The sequence below is a fragment of the Clostridium sp. DFI.5.61 genome (assembly GCF_024462915.1).
Taxonomy (GTDB): domain Bacteria; phylum Bacillota; class Clostridia; order Oscillospirales; family Oscillospiraceae; genus Lawsonibacter; species Lawsonibacter asaccharolyticus.
The window spans coordinates 1-14,490 of the sequence record NZ_JANGBZ010000068.1 but is presented as its reverse complement, the minus strand read 5'-3'; the positions used below and the strand labels follow the sequence as shown (position 1 = coordinate 14,490).

Annotated in this window: 20 protein-coding genes; 19 read left to right on the top strand and 1 reads right to left on the bottom strand. The window is 61.7% G+C overall.

All coding sequences use genetic code 11. From position 1 onward, the window contains the following. Nucleotides 1-11 precede the first annotated feature (11 nt). The 15 genes from rpsE (at nt 12) to NE584_RS17400 (ending at nt 9,500) form a co-directional block, all read left to right on the top strand. Nucleotides 12-512, top strand: coding sequence for a 30S ribosomal protein S5 (rpsE, locus tag NE584_RS17470; protein ID WP_050623214.1), 501 nt, complete (start codon nt 12-14; stop codon nt 510-512). A gap of 13 nt (nt 513-525) precedes the next feature. Further along, nucleotides 526-708: a 50S ribosomal protein L30 gene (rpmD, locus tag NE584_RS17465; RefSeq protein ID WP_050623215.1), complete on the top strand. Its 183-nt coding sequence runs from the start codon at nt 526-528 to the stop codon at nt 706-708. 19 nt (nt 709-727) lie between these two features. Then, the gene (rplO, locus tag NE584_RS17460) at nt 728-1,168 is read left to right on the top strand and encodes a 50S ribosomal protein L15 (protein WP_050623216.1); all 441 of its coding nucleotides are present in this window, start codon (nt 728-730) and stop codon (nt 1,166-1,168) included. Then, nucleotides 1,169-2,539 (top strand): preprotein translocase subunit SecY, encoded by a 1,371-nt coding sequence (gene secY / locus NE584_RS17455; protein ID WP_108980322.1) that lies wholly within the window; start codon nt 1,169-1,171, stop codon nt 2,537-2,539. Nucleotides 2,540-2,557: 18 nt separating this feature from the next. Continuing rightward, nucleotides 2,558-3,190 (top strand): adenylate kinase, encoded by a 633-nt coding sequence (locus NE584_RS17450; protein WP_050625386.1) that lies wholly within the window; start codon nt 2,558-2,560, stop codon nt 3,188-3,190. An 11-nt stretch (nt 3,191-3,201) separates the two neighbouring features. Continuing rightward, nucleotides 3,202-3,966: a type I methionyl aminopeptidase gene (map, locus tag NE584_RS17445; RefSeq protein ID WP_050625387.1), complete on the top strand. Its 765-nt coding sequence runs from the start codon at nt 3,202-3,204 to the stop codon at nt 3,964-3,966. After that, complete coding sequence (locus NE584_RS17440; RefSeq protein ID WP_050623218.1) at nt 3,959-4,258, top strand: KOW domain-containing RNA-binding protein; 300 nt, start codon at nt 3,959-3,961, stop codon at nt 4,256-4,258. Before map ends, NE584_RS17440 begins: the two co-directional genes overlap by 8 nt. Continuing rightward, entirely contained in the window at nt 4,245-4,463 is a 219-nt protein-coding gene (gene infA / locus NE584_RS17435; RefSeq protein WP_050623219.1) for a translation initiation factor IF-1, read from the top strand. The genes NE584_RS17440 and infA overlap by 14 nt, the downstream gene beginning before the upstream one ends. 228 nt (nt 4,464-4,691) lie before the next feature. Continuing rightward, nucleotides 4,692-4,805: a 50S ribosomal protein L36 gene (gene rpmJ, locus NE584_RS17430; protein ID WP_008982609.1), complete on the top strand. Its 114-nt coding sequence runs from the start codon at nt 4,692-4,694 to the stop codon at nt 4,803-4,805. 19 nt (nt 4,806-4,824) lie between these two features. Then, nucleotides 4,825-5,193, top strand: coding sequence for a 30S ribosomal protein S13 (rpsM, locus tag NE584_RS17425; protein WP_050623220.1), 369 nt, complete (start codon nt 4,825-4,827; stop codon nt 5,191-5,193). 12 nt (nt 5,194-5,205) lie between these two features. Beyond that, the gene (gene rpsK / locus NE584_RS17420) at nt 5,206-5,607 is read left to right on the top strand and encodes a 30S ribosomal protein S11 (RefSeq protein WP_050623221.1); all 402 of its coding nucleotides are present in this window, start codon (nt 5,206-5,208) and stop codon (nt 5,605-5,607) included. Nucleotides 5,608-5,632: 25 nt separating this feature from the next. After that, a complete protein-coding gene (gene rpsD, locus NE584_RS17415) occupies nt 5,633-6,235 on the top strand; it encodes a 30S ribosomal protein S4 (RefSeq protein ID WP_050623222.1) in 603 nt (200 codons plus the stop codon). 81 nt (nt 6,236-6,316) lie between these two features. Continuing rightward, a complete protein-coding gene (locus tag NE584_RS17410) occupies nt 6,317-7,270 on the top strand; it encodes a DNA-directed RNA polymerase subunit alpha (protein WP_050623223.1) in 954 nt (317 codons plus the stop codon). A gap of 153 nt (nt 7,271-7,423) precedes the next feature. Continuing rightward, a complete protein-coding gene (gene rplQ, locus NE584_RS17405; protein WP_050623224.1) occupies nt 7,424-7,768 on the top strand; it encodes a 50S ribosomal protein L17 in 345 nt (114 codons plus the stop codon). A gap of 175 nt (nt 7,769-7,943) precedes the next feature. Next, a complete protein-coding gene (locus NE584_RS17400) occupies nt 7,944-9,500 on the top strand; it encodes a MerR family transcriptional regulator (protein WP_256183355.1) in 1,557 nt (518 codons plus the stop codon). 47 nt (nt 9,501-9,547) lie between these two features. Here the strand turns inward: NE584_RS17400 and NE584_RS17395 are convergent, their stop codons facing one another. Next, the gene (locus NE584_RS17395) at nt 9,548-10,969 is read right to left on the bottom strand and encodes a glycine--tRNA ligase (protein ID WP_256183354.1); all 1,422 of its coding nucleotides are present in this window, start codon (nt 10,967-10,969) and stop codon (nt 9,548-9,550) included. A gap of 458 nt (nt 10,970-11,427) precedes the next feature. On the opposite strand from NE584_RS17395, the gene NE584_RS17390 reads away from it, so the two are divergent. The 4 genes from NE584_RS17390 to ychF all read left to right on the top strand — a co-directional run bounded on the left by NE584_RS17390 (nt 11,428) and on the right by ychF (nt 14,450). Further along, nucleotides 11,428-12,186 carry an alpha/beta fold hydrolase gene (locus NE584_RS17390; protein ID WP_256183353.1) on the top strand — a complete coding sequence of 253 codons (759 nt, stop codon included), beginning with the start codon at nt 11,428-11,430 and terminating at the stop codon, nt 12,184-12,186. A 152-nt stretch (nt 12,187-12,338) separates the two neighbouring features. Then, nucleotides 12,339-12,596, top strand: a complete 258-nt coding sequence (locus tag NE584_RS17385) for a hypothetical protein (protein WP_133248287.1) — start codon at nt 12,339-12,341, stop codon at nt 12,594-12,596. Nucleotides 12,597-12,691: 95 nt separating this feature from the next. Continuing rightward, entirely contained in the window at nt 12,692-13,069 is a 378-nt protein-coding gene (locus tag NE584_RS17380) for a RidA family protein (RefSeq protein WP_050623228.1), read from the top strand. A gap of 283 nt (nt 13,070-13,352) precedes the next feature. Then, nucleotides 13,353-14,450, top strand: a complete 1,098-nt coding sequence (gene ychF, locus NE584_RS17375; protein WP_256183352.1) for a redox-regulated ATPase YchF — start codon at nt 13,353-13,355, stop codon at nt 14,448-14,450. Nucleotides 14,451-14,490: the final 40 nt, after the last annotated feature.

The window sequence follows — 14,490 nt, the reverse complement described above, 5'->3', positions numbered from 1 at the left end:
AGGAAACGACAATGGCTAGATTTGAGAGAGAACCCAGCGAGTTCGTGGAGAAGCTCGTTTCCCTGAACCGCGTATCCAAGACCGTCAAGGGCGGCCGCGTGATGAAGTTTGCCGCCCTGATGGTGGTGGGTGACGAGAAGGGCCGTGTAGGCTTCGGCACCGGCAAGGCCGCCGAAGTGCCCGAGGCCATCCGCAAGGGCATCGAGGATGCCAAGAAGAACATGATCACTGTGTCCCTGGCGGGCACCAGCATCCCCCACGAGGTGATCGGCGAGTTCGGCGCCGGCCGCGTGCTGATGAAGCCCGCCGCCCCCGGTACCGGCGTCATCGCCGGCGGTCCCGTCCGTGCGGTCATGGAGGCCGTGGGAATCAAGGACATCCGCACCAAGTGCCTGCGCTCCAACAACCCGCAGAACGTGGTCTCCGCGACCTTTGAGGGCCTCAAGTCCCTGAGGAGCCCCGAGGAAGTGGCCCGCATCCGCGGTAAGAGCGTGGAAGAGATCGTGGGTTAAGGAGGACGTTCCAATGGCTAATCTGAACATTAAGCTGGTCAAGAGCCTGAACGGCCGCATCGCCAAGCATCAGGCGACTGCCGAGGCCCTGGGCCTCCGTAAGATCGGCGACACCACCGTGCAGCCCGACAACGCGGCTACCCGGGGCAAGATCGCCCACATCGGCTACCTGCTTCAGGTCACCGAGGAAAACTGACGAAGGAGGCGCTCGAGAAATGAATCTGCATGAACTCTCTCCCGCAGCCGGCGCGAACAAGCAGCCCTACCGCAAGGGCCGCGGCGCCGGTTCCGGCAACGGCAAGACCGGCGGCCGTGGACACAAGGGCCAGAAGGCCCGTTCCGGCGGCGGCGTCCGCGTCGGGTTCGAGGGCGGCCAGATGCCTCTGGCCCGCCGCCTGCCCAAGCGCGGTTTCCACAACATTTTCGCCAAGCCCCTGGAGTCCATCAACGTCTCCGCTCTGGAGAAGTTCGAGGACGGGGCTGTGGTCAACGCCCAGGCTCTGCTGGAGAAGGGTATCCTCTCCAAGTGCCAGTACGGCGTCAAGATCCTGGGCAACGGCAATCTGACCAAGAAGCTGCATGTCCAGGCTTCCGCCTTCTCCGCTTCCGCGAAGGAGAAGATCGTCGCGGCTGGCGGAAAGTATGAGGTGATCTAAGTGATCGAAACAGTACGCAACGCGTGGAAGGTCCCTGAGTTGCGCAAGAAGATCATGTTCACCATCTTTGCGCTGCTGATCTTCCGCCTGGGTTCCGCCGTGCCGGTGCCCTATATTGACTCCACCACCCTGGAGACTTATCTGGCGGCTCAGAGCGGCACCATCCTGGGCTTGATGAACGCCATGAGCGGCTCCGCCTTCTCCATGGCCACCGTCTTCGCCCTGAGCATCCAGCCCTATATCAACGCATCCATTATCATCCAGCTGCTGACCGTGGCCATTCCCGCTCTGGAGCGGCTGGCCAAGGAGGGCGGCGAGGAGGGCCGCAAGAAGATCGCCTCCATTACCCGGTACACCACTGTGGCCATCGGACTTCTGCAGGGCTTCGGCTACTACACCCTGATCAAGAGCTACGGCCTGGTGGAGAGCGGCAGCGTCAACGGCATCTGGGCGGGCATCGTCATCGTCCTGTCCTTCACCGCCGGTTCTGCCTTCCTGATGTGGCTGGGTGAGCAGATCACTGAGTTCGGTATCGGCAACGGCATCTCCATCATCCTGTTCGCGGGCATCGTCTCCCGCGGTCCCCAGATGGTGGGCGACATCTACACCGGCGTGACCAGATGGGCCGCCGGCCTGAGCGCGGAAGAGCTGACCCAGATGGGGATGAGCGAGACCGCTATCACTGCCTACCAGAAGAGCCTGCTGCCCCCCTGGGTGGTGGCCCTGATCGTAGTGGGCATGCTGGCCCTGGTGATCTTCATCGTGTTCATCTCCAACGCTGAGCGCCGCCTGCCTGTGCAGTACGCCAAGCGGGTTGTGGGACGGAAGATGTACGGCGGCCAGTCCACTCACATCCCTATGAAGGTGAACATGAGCGGTGTCATGCCCATCATCTTTGCCCAGTCCATTGCCTCTCTGCCCGCCACCATCGGGGCCTTTACCGGCCACACCATGGATTCTCCGGGCTTCTGGGGCGGCTTCCTGAAGCTGTTCGACACCAGCAAGCCGTTCTACAGCATCCTGTATTTCCTGCTGATCATCGGCTTCAGCTATTTCTATGCCACCATGCAGTTCAACCCCATTGAGGTGGCCAATAACCTGAAGAAGAACGGCGGCTTCATCCCCGGCTTCCGTCCTGGCAAGCCTACCGCTGACTTCATTACCAAGGTGCTCAACAAAATCACCATGTTCGGTGCGCTGTACCTGTCTGTGATCGCCATCGCGCCCATCATCACCGGGAACCTGGTGGGTTACAGCTCCCTGGCCATCGGCGGTACTTCCGTCATCATCGTGGTGGGCGTGGCCCTGGAGACCGTCAAGCAGCTGGAGGCCCAGATGCTGATGCGCCACTACAAGGGCTTCCTGGAGTAAGGGGCTTTGATCATGGGTATGAAGCTGATCATGCTGGGCGCCCCCGGTGCGGGCAAGGGCACACAGGCTGAGATCCTCAGTGCCAAGCTGGGCATTCCGACCATATCCACCGGCAATATCCTCCGCGCCGCCATCAAGGACGGCACGCCCATCGGGCTCCAGGCCAAGTCCTATATGGACGCGGGCAAGCTGGTCCCCGACGAGGTCATCATCGGCATCGTGGCCGAGCGCCTGGCTCAGCCCGACTGCGCAAGCGGCTTCATCCTGGACGGGGTGCCCCGCACCATCGGCCAGGCCGAGGCCCTGGATCAGGCCGGCGTCACCTTTGATCACGTGCTCTCCATCGAGATCTCCGATGCGGAGATTGAGGAGCGCATGGAGGGACGCAGAGTCTGCTCCACCTGCGGCGCACCCTACCACATTCACGCCAAGCCCCCCAAACAGGAGGGGATATGCGACAGCTGCGGCGGCGTACTGATGCAGCGCGATGATGACAGGCCGGAGACGGTGCGTCACCGCCTGGAGGTCTACCACAGCGAGACCGAGCCGCTGAAGGGGTACTATGAGTCCAAAGGGATCCTGAACCCCATCCCGAATCAGCCCACTATAGAGGGGACCACTGAGGTCATCATGGAGGCGCTGAAGGCGTGAAAGGCGTAGAACTGATTTCCATTAAATCTCCCAGGGAGATCGAGGCCATGCGCCGGGCCGGGCGGATCACCGCCCAGGCCCGGGCCCTGGCTGGTTCCATGGTGGCACCCGGCGTCACTACCCATGAGATCGATACAGCGGTCCGCCGCTTTATCGAGAGCCACGGGGCCAAGCCCTCTTTTTTGGGCTACGGCGGTTTTCCCGGTTCGGCCTGCATCTCGGTGAACGACGAGGTGATCCACGGCATCCCCGGTCCCCGGAAGCTGAAGGAGGGCGACATCGTCAGCGTAGACGTAGGTGCTTTCATCGGCGGCTTCCACGGCGACTGTGCCGCCACCTATGCCTGCGGTCAGATCAGCGATCAGGCAAAAAAGCTGATCGAAGTGACCCAGCAGAGCTTTTGGGAGGGCATCAAAATGGCTCGGAAGGGCTGCCGGGTGTCCGATATCGGCCATGCGGTCCAGGCCTATGTGGAGGCCAACGGCTTCTCTGTGGTCCGGGACTATGTGGGTCACGGTGTGGGCGCAAAGCTCCACGAGGCCCCAGAGGTACGTAATTTCGGCCCCGCAGGCCACGGCCCCCGTCTGCTGCCCGGCATGACTCTGGCGGTGGAGCCCATGGTCAATGTGGGCGACTGGCAGATCCGGGTGCTGCCCGACGGCTGGACCGTCAAAACGCTGGACGGCTCTCTGGCCGCCCACTATGAAAATACGATCCTCATCACCGAAGGTGACGCCGAGGTCCTCACAGTCACCGAGGATGGAGCCTATGTTTGATTACACAGGCCAAATCGTCCAGGCGACCGCCGGACGGGATAAGGGCGGCGTGTTCTGCGTCGTTGCTATGGACCAGCGGCAGGAGCGACTGCTGCTGGCAGACGGGAAACGAAGAAAGGTCTCCCGGCCAAAGGCAAAGAAGCTGGGCCATGTACGGCAGCTGACCGAGGTCCGGCAGGAGTATGACCACCCGGCCATCCACAAGCTGAGACAAGGGGAACCGGTATCAGACCGAGAACTGAGAAGGGCGCTGGCCGCCTTCAAGGAGGGAATCACGCTTGGCGAAAGATGATATGATTGAGCTGGAGGGAATCGTCACCGAATCCCTTCCCAATACCACCTTCCATGTGGATATTGGCAATGGCCACATCATTCTGGCCCACATCTCTGGGAAACTTCGCATGAACTTCATCCGTATCCTGCCCGGGGACAAGGTGACCGTGCAGATGTCACCCTACGACCTCACCCGGGGCCGTATCACCTGGCGTTCTAAGTAACTATTAACGACCGCGCTGTCACAGGCTGGTTCCTCTGGAGCCTTGCCTCCGGGGAATCCGTTCCCTCAGCGGCCGCAGGCCGCCTTAAAGCGAAGCCCAGCGAAGCGGGTCCGCTTTGGAGAGGAGGGGCAGTGAAGCGAACGAACATTCAGCTCTGGCTGGATGTGAGCGATGCGAAGCTTGTGACAACGACGGGGCCATTCAGGCATTCATCAGGAGGTTATCACAATGAAAGTAAGACCGTCCGTGAAGCCCATGTGCGAGAAGTGCAAAGTCATTAAGCGCAAGGGCAAAGTCATGGTAATTTGCGAAAACCCCAAGCATAAGCAGAGACAAGGTTAAATTGGAGGTGCTGTAATAAATGGCTCGTATTGCCGGTATTGACCTGCCGAGAGAGAAGAGAATCGAGATCGGCCTCACTTATATCTACGGCATTGGGCGCACCAGCGCCAACAAGATCCTGGCCGAGGCCGGGATCAACCCTGATACCCGCGTGAAGGACTTGACCGAGGAGGACGAGGCCAAGCTGCGTGAGGTCATCGGCCACAGCTACGTGGTGGAGGGCGACCTGCGCCGCAATGTGGCGATGGACATCAAGCGGCTGACTGAGATCGGCTGCTATCGTGGCATCCGCCACCGCAAGGGCCTGCCTGTCCGCGGCCAGAGATCCAAGACCAACGCCCGTACCCGTAAGGGTCCCAAGCGTACCGTCGCCAATAAGAAGAAGTAAGGAGGGATAAGCATGGCTACTGCTACTAAGGGTAAGAAAGTTATCCGCAAGCGCCGCGAGCGCAAGAATGTTGAGAAGGGCCAGGTGCATATCCGCTCCTCCTTCAACAACACTATGGTCACCGTGACCGATATGCAGGGCAACGCCCTGTCCTGGGCCTCCTCCGGCGGCCTGGGATTCCGCGGTTCCCGGAAGTCCACCCCCTTCGCCGCTCAGACCGCCGCCGAGACGGCTGCCAAGGCCGCGATGGAGTTTGGCCTGAAGAGCGTGGAGGTCTTTGTCAAGGGCCCCGGCGCCGGCCGTGAGGCCGCCATCCGTGCGCTGCAGGCCGTGGGCCTGGAGGTCACCCTGATCAAGGACGTGACCCCGGTCCCCCACAACGGCTGCCGCCCCCCGAAGCGCCGCCGCGTCTGATCTGGAAGAAGGAGGTTTTTGACACATGGCTAGAAATATGCAGCCTATTGCCAAGCGGTGCAAGGCCCTGAACCTGTCCCCCGCTGCCATGGGCTATGCCAAGAAGAACACCAACCGCAACCCCAAGGGTCAGATGCGGAAGAAGCAGTCCGAGTATGCCCTTCAGCTGACCGAGAAGCAGAAGGTCAAGTTTGTCTACGGCATCATGGAGAAGCAGTTCCACATGTACTATGAGAAGGCTTCCCGGATGCCCGGCAAGACCGGTGAGAACCTGCTGACCCTGATCGAGCGCCGCCTGGACAACGTGGTGTACCGCCTGGGCTTCGCCATGACCCGCCGTGAGGCCCGTCAGCTGGTGACCCATGGCCACTTCACCGTGAACGGCCAGCGGGTGGACATTCCCTCCTTCCTGGTGAAGGTGGGCGACGTCATCGAGGTCCGGGAGAAGAGCCGTTCCTCTGTCAAGTTCAAGCGCCTGCTGGGCGAGGACGCCATCCAGGTCAATGTGCCCAAGTGGCTGGACCACGCGAAAAATACCCTCCAGGGCAAAGTCGTTGCTATGCCCGCACGGGACGACATCGACTTCCCCGTGGAAGAGCACCTCATCGTCGAGCTGTACTCTAAGTAATTCGCTTAGAAAACCCTCAGAATTGGTGAGCTGAATGAGACAGTGCTTGCAAGCTGTCGCGAAAAGGAGGGTATATAGCATATGGTAGAAATCGAAAAGCCCCGCATCGAATGTATTGAGAACCCCGGCGATAATTCCTATGGCAAATATGTAGTGGAGCCGCTGGAGCGAGGCTATGGCACCACGCTGGGCAACTCTCTGCGCCGCATCCTTCTCTCCTCTCTGCCAGGCACGGCGGTGACTTCCATCAAGATCGCCGGCGTCCAGCATGAGTTCACCACCATTCCAGGTGTGAAGGAGGATGTGACCGAGATCGTCCTCAACGTGAAGAGCATCATTGCCAAGCTGTACAGCGAAGGCGTCAAGACGGTCTACATTGAGGCAAACGGCGAGTGTGAGGTCACGGCCGGCGATATCAAGTCTGACGGCGAGGTGGAGATCCTCAACCCGGACCTGCACATCGCCACTCTGGGCCCCGACGCCAGCCTGAACATGGAGCTGACCCTGTCCCACGGCCGCGGCTATGTCCCCGCCGACAAGAACAAGACGCCCCAGACTGTCATCGGTGTGATCCCGGTAGACTCCATTTATACCCCGGTGCGCAAGGTCAACTACACCGTGGAGAACACCCGTGTGGGCGACGCCACCGACTATGACAAGCTGACCCTGGAGGTCTGGACCAACGGCACCATCGATGCCCGGGACGCCGTTTCCCTGGGTGCCCGCATCCTGTGCGATCATTTCGCCCTGTTCACCGACCTCAGTGAGACCATGGGCAACCGCTCCACCGTGGTGGAGAAGGCGGAGACCCAGCGGGACAAAGTGCTGGAGCTGACCATCGAGGAGCTGGACCTGTCCGTCCGTTCCTTCAACTGCCTCAAGCGCGCCAATATCAACACGGTGGAGGACCTGATCTCCAAGACCGAGGAAGAGATGATGAAGGTGCGCAACCTGGGCCGCAAGTCCCTGGAAGAGGTCATCAACAAGCTGGCCATGATGGGCCTGTCCCTGGCCAGCGACGACAGCAACGGCTGAGAGGCGTCCCGCCTCCCGGGACAGGGCGGAGGTATGTAACGTTCCGCTTCGCCTGGCAGGGTCCTCCCTGTCCCCGCAAGGGTGTCCTCCGGGGCCGTCCGGCCCCTGAACGAATTCAGAAATTTCGCCGCGCGAAATATAGGAGTGTCTGATATGTCTCTGAAACACCGTAAACTGGGCCGCACCAGTGACCAGCGCCGGGCCATGCTCCGCGCTATGGTGACCTATCTGCTGGAGAACGGCCAGATCAAGACCACCATCACCCGCGCCAAGGAGGTCGCTCCTCTGGCCGAGAAGATGATCACCCTGGCCAAGCAGAACGACCTGGCCGCTTACCGCCAGGCTCTGGGCTTCATCACCAAAGAGGATGTGGCCAAGAAGCTGTTCCAGGAGCTGGGCCCCAAGTATGCCGGCCGCAACGGCGGCTACACCCGCGTTGTCCGCATCGGTCCCCGCCGCGGCGACGCCGCTGAGATGGCCATCATCCAGCTGGTGTAACAGCAAGATTTCCCAAAGTGAGTCCCCGCCTGCTTTCCGAGCAGGCGGGGCTCTTTTCTTTTAGGGCAGGGAGAGGGGGGCGGTGCTGGAAGGGCAAAAAAGGAGGAGAAAGGAAATTTCCTCTTGACTGTCAACCTGGTGCATACTTTATACTGGGGACAAAGGAGGGAGGACCATGACCATTAAGGAGCTGGAGCGGCAGACCGGCCTGCCCCGGACCACTATTCGCTTCTATGAACAGGAGGGCCTGATCGCTCCGGAGCGCCGGGAGAACAACTATCGTGACTACTCGGAGGAGGATGCGGCGACTCTGGAGAAGATCAAGCTGCTGCGGAAGCTGAGCCTGGAGGTGGGGACCATCAGCCGGCTGAAGGCGGGAGAGCTGACCCTGTCTCAGGCCCTGCGGGAGCAGGCCGCCGTGCTGGAGGCAGACCGGGGGGATCTGGAGCGCTACGCCCAGGTGTGCCTGGAGATGAGCCGGACAGAGGTGGACTTCGGGACGCTGGACCCGGAGCCCTGGCTCAAGGAGCTGGAGAGCCGGCCCCTGCCGCCCTCCCGGCAGGTGGACCTGTCTCGGGACTCCATTGCCGCCGCCCCCTACCCCTGGAGAAGATACTTTGCCCGGGGGCTGGATGTAGGGCTGTGCACCTGTCTGTGGATGGCCGTGCGCTATCTGGTGCTGGAATGGTATGCCCCCGACCAGGTCCTGGATGGGGCGCTGAGAAGCCTGGCTGATATGTACGGGGGCTGGCTGTTCCTGTTCCTCCTGGAGCCGATCCTGCTGGCCGCCTGGGGTTACACCCCCGGCAAGTGGATCATGGGGCTGCGGGTACGGCGGGAGGACGGCCGGAAGCTGACATGGGAGGAGGCGGGCGACCGGCTGGTGGGCGTTTTCTTCCGCGGGACGGGGCTGGGCATCCCTATCTACAACATTGCCCGCCTTTGGGACTGCTATGAGAAGTGTTCCAAGGACCAGGTAATGTCTTGGGACCAGGGGCTGAGCTATACCGCCCGGCCCATGAAGTGGGGGCGGGGGGCAGTCCTGGCGGCGCTCTGCCTTCTGGTCACGGCCGCAGAATTTCTGGTGACCGACCGGAGCTATCTTCCCCCTTATCCCACGGAGCCGCTGACCGCAGAGCAGGCAGTGGAGAACTACAACTGGTATGAGAGACGCCGGACAGAGCTTCTGGGGACTACATCCAGGACCTCTCTGAACAGAGACGGGAGCTGGGCGGTCCAGCCCTCCGCCTATGTCAGCTGGAGTCAGTGGATCGAACTGGAGAAGGGGGCTGGGGAGTGGAGCCCGGTCGTCTGGACGGTGGACCAGGATGGCCGCGTGACCGGATGGAGCGTGACATGGGACGCGGCGGGCAACCCCTACCAAACGGAACTGGAAGTGCTGGAGCCGGCCATGAACATTTTGTCCCCCCTCCTCTTCGCCCTGGCCCCAGAGGCTGGGGAGGGGAGCTTCCTCTGCCAAGAGCGCTTTACCCAGGCCCGGCGGGCATCGCTGCACATGGTGTTGAGCATCCTTGAGGACACCCGCCTCCAAGGGGCGGGGACTCAGGGGAAAGTCCAGGGGATGGGGGGCGTCACCCTGGAACTGGAGGTGCTCACCGCCCGGGGATATAGCCGCACCTCGTACAGCGATGGGATGACCAAGCTGGATCAGGAGGACCCCGGCGCGGGAGATCTGGTCATTCGGTTTACGGCCTCCCTGACGGAGGGATGAAAAAGAGGCCCCCTGGAGCTCCAGGGGGCCTCTTTTGATAGGAAAGATCAGTAGGTCAGCTTCTCCTCCAGCCAGCTCTTCAGCTCACTGATGGGAACACGCACCTGCTCCATCGTGTCACGGTCCCGGATGGTGACTGCGTTGTCCGCGGGGGTCTTGTCGTCGCCCACGGTCTGGAAGTCCACGGTGATGCAGTAGGGAGTGCCGATCTCGTCCTCACGGCGGTAGCGCTTGCCGATGGAGCCGGCGTCGTCATAGTCCACCATGAAGTACTTAGACAACTCGGCCTGGATCTCCCGGCCCTTGTCGCCCAGCTTCTTGGACAGAGGCAGCACAGCACACTTGAAGGGGGCCAGGGCGGGGTGGAGGCGCAGGACGGTGCGGACATCGTTCTTCTCGGCATCCACCACCTCCTCGTCATAGGCGTCCACCAGGAAGGCCAGGGTGACCCGGTCGGCGCCCAGGGAGGGCTCGACTACATAGGGGATGTAGTGCTCGCCGCTCTCCTGGTCAAAGTAGGTCTGATCCTTGCCGGAGGTGTTCTGGTGGGCGGTCAGGTCGAAGTTGGTGCGGGAGGCCACGCCCCACAGCTCGCCCCAGCCGAAGGGGAAGACGAACTCAAAGTCGGTGGTGGCGTTGGAGTAGTGGCTCAGCTCCTCGGGGTCGTGGTCCCGCAGACGCAGGTTCTCGTCCCGGATGCCCAGGCCCAGCAGCCAGTCGTGGCAGAACTGCTTCCAGTAGGCGAACCACTCCAGCTCAGTCCCCGGCTTGCAGAAGAATTCCAGTTCCATCTGCTCAAACTCACGGGTGCGGAAGGTGAAGTTGCCCGGGGTGATCTCATTGCGGAAGGACTTGCCGATCTGACACACGCCGAAGGGCAGCTTCCGGCGGGTGGTGCGCTGGACGTTCTGGAAGTTGACAAAAATGCCCTGGGCGGTCTCGGGGCGGAGGTAGACGGTGTTCTTGGCGTCCTCGGTGACCCCCTGGAAGGTCTTGAACATCAGGTTGAACTGGCGGATGTCCGTCCAGTTGAACTTGCCGCAGGTGGGGCAGCAGATGTTGTGCTCCTCCACAAAGGCCTTCATCTCCGCCTGGCTCATGGCGTCCACGCTGTGGCCCAGCTCGAAGCTGTTCTCCTGACACCAGTCCTCGATGACCTTGTCGGCGCGGAAGCGCTCCTTGCACTCCTTACAGTCCATCAGGGGGTCAGAGAAGCCGCCCACATGGCCGGAGGCCACCCACACCTGGGGATTCATCAGGATGGCGGCGTCCAGACCCACGTTATAGGGGTTCTCCTGGACAAACTTCTTCCACCATGCCTTCTTCACATTGTTTTTCAGTTCCACACCCAGAGGACCGTAGTCCCAGGTGTTGGCCAGGCCGCCATAGATCTCAGAGCCGGAGAAGATAAATCCCCGTCCCTTGCACAGAGCGACGATCTTTTCCATGGTCTTTTCACTGTTTTTCATGTGTCAAGCTCCTTTTTGTCGTGATTTTAGTTGTACACGGTCATTCCGGCGGGGCAAAAAAACGCCCTGAGCCGGTGTCGGCTCAGGGCGAACAAAAACTTGTCCGTGGTTCCACCTGAATTCGTGCCTGGCTGGCACGCACTCTGACCCGATAACGGCGGGGGACCGGCGGGCCATTTCCTGCCCGCGGCTCCAGGGGGCCTTCACCCGCGCCATCGGAGGACTCGCACTGTCCGTCCTCTCGCTGCACCCCGGCGGGGGTTACTCTTCCCTTTCAAAGCCATGCGGCTGTTTTTAGATACAGCATCATTCTACTATAAAAAAAACACGGCGTCAAGGGCCGACGGGCCTTTTCCCCGCTTGTGAGGCGGCAGGGAAAGTGGTATCATGGAAAAAATGAAGGAGGGGTAGCGGTGCTTGGCGTGGAGCGCGGAACCGTGCGGGGGGAGGGCTGGGAGATGGATCACATCCGATTTGGAGCGGGGGGACGGGTCCTGGTCATCCTCCCTGGACTGGGGGACGGCCTGAGGACCGTCCGGGAGACGGCCCTGCCCCTGGCGGCAGCCTGCCGGGAGTACGGCAGGGAGCGGAAGGTCTATCTGTTCAGCAGGAGGCGGGGGCTGGAGCCCGGGGCCACCATCCGCGGGATGGCGGAGGACCAGGCGGAGGCCATGAAAAAGCTGGGGCTCTGGGGTGCGGATGTGCTCGGCATCTCCCAGGGCGGAATGGTGGCGCAGCACCTGGCGGCGGAGGCACCGGAGTTGGTGAGGCGCCTCGTCCTGGTGGTGACAGCCGGCTGGGCCAACGAGACGGTGCAGGAGACCGTGGGGCGCTGGCTGCTGCTGGCGGAACGCGGGGATTACCGAAGGCTGATGCGGGACACAGCGGAGCGCTCTTACTCCCAGCGGTATTTGCGGCGATACCGGCTGCTGCTGCCCCTGCTGGGCACCATCGGGCGGCCCAGGAGCTACCAGCGCTTCCTCATTCAGGCCAGAGCCTGCCTCGGGCATGACGCCCGCGGCGCGCTGGGACGGATCGGCTGTCCTGCACTGGTGGTGGGCGGCGGCCGGGATCAAGTGGTGGGGGCAGAGGCGGCCGGGGTGCTGGCAGAGCACTTGAGCCAAAGCCGGCTGTGGATCTATCCCGAGCTGGGACATGGACTCTACGAGGAGGCCGCAGACCTCCCAGCGCGGGTACTGGCATTTTTGTCCCAGTGAATCGAAAATATGTTCCATTCCTCTTGACAAAATAGAACATATGTTGTATTTTAAAAGTAGAACATATGTTTTCTTATGGAGCAGAGAAAAAGTCCGGTTTTTGGGACCGGCACACTGTTATACTGCAGATAAGATTCAGGAACGGAGGGAACATGATGCAGACCCTGTACTATACCACCCATAATTTCGTCCGCCGCTCCGGCAATGTGATCGATCTGTGCGAATACCGCAGCCGGATGCAGGACGTCCAGGAGGAGCCGGTTTCCGCCGCTCCCGCAGCCCGGACAGAGCGCACACGCCGCCGCCATCCCCACCAGAACGCCTTTGCCCTGCTGATGGACAGCTTTGCCAGCATGAGCGTGATTCTGATGACCCTGACTTTCACCTTCTGGGTGCTGGACAAACTGTGAGGTTGCGCCCGTGGGGGAAACGTGCTACAATGACGGCAGCCGCCGGGCACCGCCGCCCCGGCGCAAATCGGATCGATCGAGAGGAGCTTGATTCCATGAAGGAAGCCATTCATACTGACCGGGCCCCCGCCGCCATCGGGCCCTATTCCCAGGCCGTCCGGGCCGGAGGGTTCCTGTTCACCTCTGGGCAGATTCCGGTGGACCCCGCTGCCGGGGATATCCCGGCGGGCATCAAGGCCCAGGCCCAACAGTCTCTGAATAACATCGCCGCCATCCTGGCCCAGGCCGGGCTGGACCGGTCCGCCGTGGTGAAGACCACTGTGTTTCTCAAGGACATGAACGATTTCGCCGCCATGAACGAGGTGTACGCCCAGTTCTTTGAGGGACCCGCCTATCCTGCCCGCTCCGCGGTGGAGGTGGCCCGTCTGCCCAAGGATGTATTGGTGGAGATCGAGGCCGTGGCCCTGCTGTAAGGGGACGGAATGCACAGAAAAAGCGCTCGGGAGGCCGGCTTGTCCAGCCCCGGGCGCTTTGCGCGTCCAGAGACAGGGGCCTCTGTGGCCCCGCCGGACACATCTCCCCGGCGGCGGGCCGCCTGCTTTGCCGACGGGGACAAGACAGGCTGCCCCGCATAATGGGGGCCCCAGCCCGCCGAGGGGAAAGACAGCGGGAGTTGGGCCGGAAGCCCTTGCAAGACAGAGAAAAATCCGATATAATAACAGGCACTGAATTTTAAGAGAAAAGAGGGCTTCTGCCGTGAAATTAGGTATCGTGGGTCTGCCCAACGTGGGCAAGAGCACCCTGTTCAACGCGATCACCAACGCCGGCGCCGAGAGTGCCAATTACCCCTTCTGCACCATCGACCCCAATGTGGGCATGGTGGCTGTCCCTGACCACCGGCTGGACAAGCTTTCCGAGATGTACCACCCCAAAAAGACCACCCCCGCAGTCATTGAGTTTGTGGACATCGCCGGTCTGGTAAAGGGCGCCTCCAAGGGCGAGGGACTGGGCAACAAGTTCCTGTCCAACATCCGTATGACCGATGCCATCGTCCATGTGGTCCGCTGCTTCGACGACGAGAACGTCATCCACGTGGAGGGCTCCACCGACCCCATCCGGGACATGGACACTATTGACCTGGAGCTGGTCATGTCCGATATGGAGATGGTGGACAGGCGCATTGACAAGGCACAGAAGGCCGCCAAGGGGGACAAGAAGTTTCTCCATGAGGCGGAGGTGTTCCAGGGCCTGCGGGAGTGGCTCGACCAGGGCAAGTCTGCCCGGGGCTATCTGCCCCAGGTGCCGGAGGATGATGCCGCCCTCATTGCCACCAGCGAGCTGCTCTCCCTCAAGCCGGTGATCTACGCCGCCAATCTGGATGAGGATGGCTTCTCCGACCCGGAGGCCGTCCCCTACTACCGGCTGGTGGAGGAGCGGGCCGCCGCCCAGGGCGCCCAGGTCATCCCGGTCTGCGCCAAGCTGGAGGCGGAGATCGCCGAGCTGGATGCGGAGGAGAAGAAGATGTTCCTGGACGATCTGGGGGTGGCCGAGTCCGGCCTGGACCGCCTGGTGAAGGCCAGCTACACCCTGCTGGGCCTGATCTCCTACCTCACCAGCGGCGAGGACGAGTGCCGGGCCTGGACCATCCGCAGGGGGACCAAGGCCCCTCAGGCCGCCGGCAAGATCCACTCCGACTTCGAACGGGGCTTTATCCGGGCTGAGGTGGTCTCCTACGACGACCTGATGGCCTGCGGCTCCATGGCCGCCGCCCGGGAGAAGGGCCTGATCCGCTCCGAGGGCAAGGAATACATCGTCCAGGATGGCGATATCATCCTGTTCACCACGACATCGTAGAAATTTGCCGTCTGCTCCATGGCTTAAAGCTGGCCCACCA